General features: G+C 66.3%; 1 protein-coding gene. It reads right to left on the reverse strand.

Translation table 11 applies throughout. The features are described 5' to 3' along the window. Positions 1-191 precede the first annotated feature (191 nt). Positions 192-1,352 (reverse strand): IS701 family transposase, encoded by a 1,161-nt coding sequence (locus tag ACIOEW_RS41245; protein ID WP_401970762.1) that lies wholly within the window; start codon positions 1,350-1,352, stop codon positions 192-194. Positions 1,353-1,408 lie beyond the last annotated feature (56 nt).

Consider the following 1,408-nt stretch of genomic DNA (forward strand, 5'->3'; position numbering starts at 1 on the left):
CTAGTACTGCAACGGTCTTTGTTCTGATGTGTGGGCAGTTTCTGGTGGTGTGTGGCCGCGTCGTTTGTAGTGGCTGATCCGGGCTTGGAACTGTCGTCGGCGGCGCCAGTGTGACCAGTGCAAGACATGGTCGATGAGGTTGGCGCGGGGCCGGGTCAGGCGGGTGGTCAGTCGCCGGATTTCGGGGAGGGTCAGGGCGATGAGCTGGGAGGATCCGTTTCTGCTTTCTCCGTGTCGAGTGCGCGGGCCCGCAGAACGGTGAGGCAGGCGTGGGCGGCCATGGCGAGGGTGATGTGGCGGTGCCAGCCGGGGTAGCGGCGGACCTGGTAGTCGTCCAGGCCGCATTCCTGCTTGGCGGTCTGGAAGCATTCCTCGACGGCCCATCGGCTGCCGGCGACGCGGATCAGTTCGTCGAGTGTGGTCTCGGCGGGGCAGTAAGCGATGTAGTAGGAGATCTCCTGGGGTCGGCTGACGCTGCGGCGGGCGATCACCCAGTGCCGGCGGTCTTCGCGGTGCCAGGGCCGGACTTCGACCCTCGCCCAGTCGTAGACGCGTGGTCCGTGGGCTCCGTTTCCGCAGGAACGGCGCTTCCACTTCTGCCGCGGCAGGCCGGGAAAGAGCTCGTGGACGGGGTGGTCCATGGCCCACCGGGTGACGACGGTGTCGTGGCGGGTGGTGGCCATGACGTGGAAGACATCGGCCCGCTCGAGCTCGGTCCGCCAGCCTTTGGAGAAGCCGTAGGCTGCGTCCGCGGTCACCCACCGGAACGGGATCTTGTCGGCGATCGCCCGGCGGACCATCGCTTTGGCGGTGACCACTTTCGTCTCGAAGGCGACCATGTCGTCGATGCCCGCGGCTCGGCATCGTTCCCGGTCATCGGTCCATGAGGTGGGCAGATACAGACGCCGGTCGATCAGCGTGCGGCCACGTCCGCCGGCATAGGCGAGGAAGACGCCGACCTGGCAGTTCTCCGTCCGCCCCGCCGTCCCGGAGTATTGCCGTTGGACCCCGGCCGAGCGGATCCCCTTCTTCAGGAAGCCCGTGTCGTCCACGATCAGCACGGCTTCCGGGTCACCGAGGTGTTCGACGACGTAATCACGCACGTCGCCGAGGACTTCGTCAGGGTCCCAGTCGCATCGGTTCAACAGCCGGTGCATGCGGTCGGGAGCCGCGTGGCCGGCTTCCTCGGCCAGCGTCCAGCCGTTCTTCCGCTCCAACGGGGCTATCAGCCCCTGCATATAGGCCAGTGCTGACTCACGCGGCTCCGAACGGGCAAACCGGTGCACGAACCTCTCGTGCACCTCGCCCAGACCCGCCGCCCACCGCTTCACATCACTGAGATCCCCACCCATAACCAGCCCAACGACCAACCTGGCCACCAGTCACACCAAAGACCGTTGCAGTACTA

Source organism: Streptomyces sp. NPDC087901, assembly GCF_044742205.1.
In the GTDB taxonomy this organism is placed as follows: domain Bacteria; phylum Actinomycetota; class Actinomycetes; order Streptomycetales; family Streptomycetaceae; genus Streptomyces.